General features: G+C 63.7%; 1 protein-coding gene and 1 pseudogene. Both read left to right on the forward strand.

Annotated features, from left to right (window positions below):
• Positions 1 to 116: 116 nt before the first annotated feature.
• Positions 117 to 1199: an efflux RND transporter periplasmic adaptor subunit gene (locus BKD70_RS23310; RefSeq protein ID WP_070415489.1), complete on the forward strand. Its 1083-nt coding sequence runs from the start codon at positions 117 to 119 to the stop codon at positions 1197 to 1199.
• A pseudogene (locus BKD70_RS23315) lies at positions 1196 to 1461 on the forward strand (efflux transporter periplasmic adaptor subunit); the annotation flags it as partial. The gene BKD70_RS23310 and the pseudogene BKD70_RS23315, both read left to right, overlap by 4 nt.

Genomic DNA, 1461 nt, shown 5'->3' on the forward strand with positions numbered 1-1461 from the left:
TTTAGTCAGCATGGGAACCATTGGAGTATGGGATCCTCCATGCAGATAAGGAACCCTGATCTAAGCTCACAGTCGCATACACACTTGAACGTCGGCATCACGCAAAAGGAGCCTGCATGGGCGGTCGCACCTCGACATTTATTTTCAGCCTTGGCCTCCTGGGGCTGCTCAGTGGCTGTGGCCAAGACAAGGCCGAGCCCAAGCAGCATTCACGGGTGTTCGTGCAAACCGTGCAGTCGGCGGATTTTGCCGCGGCGGTGACGCTGACCGGTGATATCCAGGCGCGGGTGCAAACCGATCTGTCCTTTCGCGTGGGCGGCAAGATCATCCAGCGCATGGTCGACGTGGGCGACCGCGTCACAGCCAGGCAAGTCCTGGCCAAGCTCGACCCCAAGGACCTGCAAACCAACGTCGATTCGGCCCAGGCCCAGGTCGTGGCCGAACAGGCGCGGGTCAAGCAGACCGCCGCCGCCTTTGTGCGCCAGGAAAAACTCCTGCCCAAAGGCTATACCAGCCGCAGCGAATATGACGCCGCCCAGGCCGCGCTGCGCAGCAGCCAAAGTGCCCTGGCCGCCGCCCAGGCGCAGTTGGCCAATGCCCGCGAACAATTGGGCTACACCGCGTTGATCGCCGATGCCTCGGGGATCATCACGGCGCGCCAGGCCGAAGTCGGCCAAGTGGTACAGGCCACCGTGCCGATCTTCAGCCTCGCCCGCGATGGCGAACGTGACGCCGTGTTCAACGTGTATGAGTCCTTGCTGGTGGAGCCGCCGCCCGACGCGCCGATTACGGTGAGCCTGCTGGACAACCCGAGCATCAAGGCCGTGGGCAAAGTCCGCGAAGTCACGCCCGCCGTGGCCGCCAATACCGGCACCGTCCAAGTGAAGATCGCCCTGCAAAGCCTGCCCAAGGGCATGGAACTGGGGTCGGTGGTCAGCGCCACCGCCAATGGCCCGGCCAAGGCGAGCATCGAGCTGCCTTGGTCAGCGCTGACCAAAGACCTCAACGAGCCAGCCGTGTGGCTGGTGGACGGCGAAGGCAAGGCGCAGTTGCACAAGGTCACCGTGGCGCGCTACCTCACCGGCAAAGTGATCATCGGCGAGGGCCTCAAAGGCGGTGAAAAAGTCGTGATAGCCGGTGGGCAATTACTGCACCCCGGCATGGTCGTCGAGATCGCCCAACCCGGAGCGCAGCCATGAAGCAATTGACGCTCATTGTCGCCGCCAGCCTGTTGCTGATGGCCTGCTCCAAGGAAGAGGCGCCGCCCGAACCCATACGCCCGGTGCTGTCCATGGAAGTGAAGGCTGAAGACCAGGAAAACCTGGGCCGTTTCGCCGGCACCATCCAGGCCCGCTATGAAAGCAACCTGGGTTTCCGTGTGCCGGGCCGCATCGCCCGTCGCGCTGTGGATGTCGGCGCCGAAGTGGAGAAGGGCGCCCTGCTCGCCGTGCTTGACCCCAC

The organism is Pseudomonas sp. BS-2016, from assembly GCF_001806145.1.
Classification (GTDB): domain Bacteria; phylum Pseudomonadota; class Gammaproteobacteria; order Pseudomonadales; family Pseudomonadaceae; genus Aquipseudomonas; species Aquipseudomonas lundensis.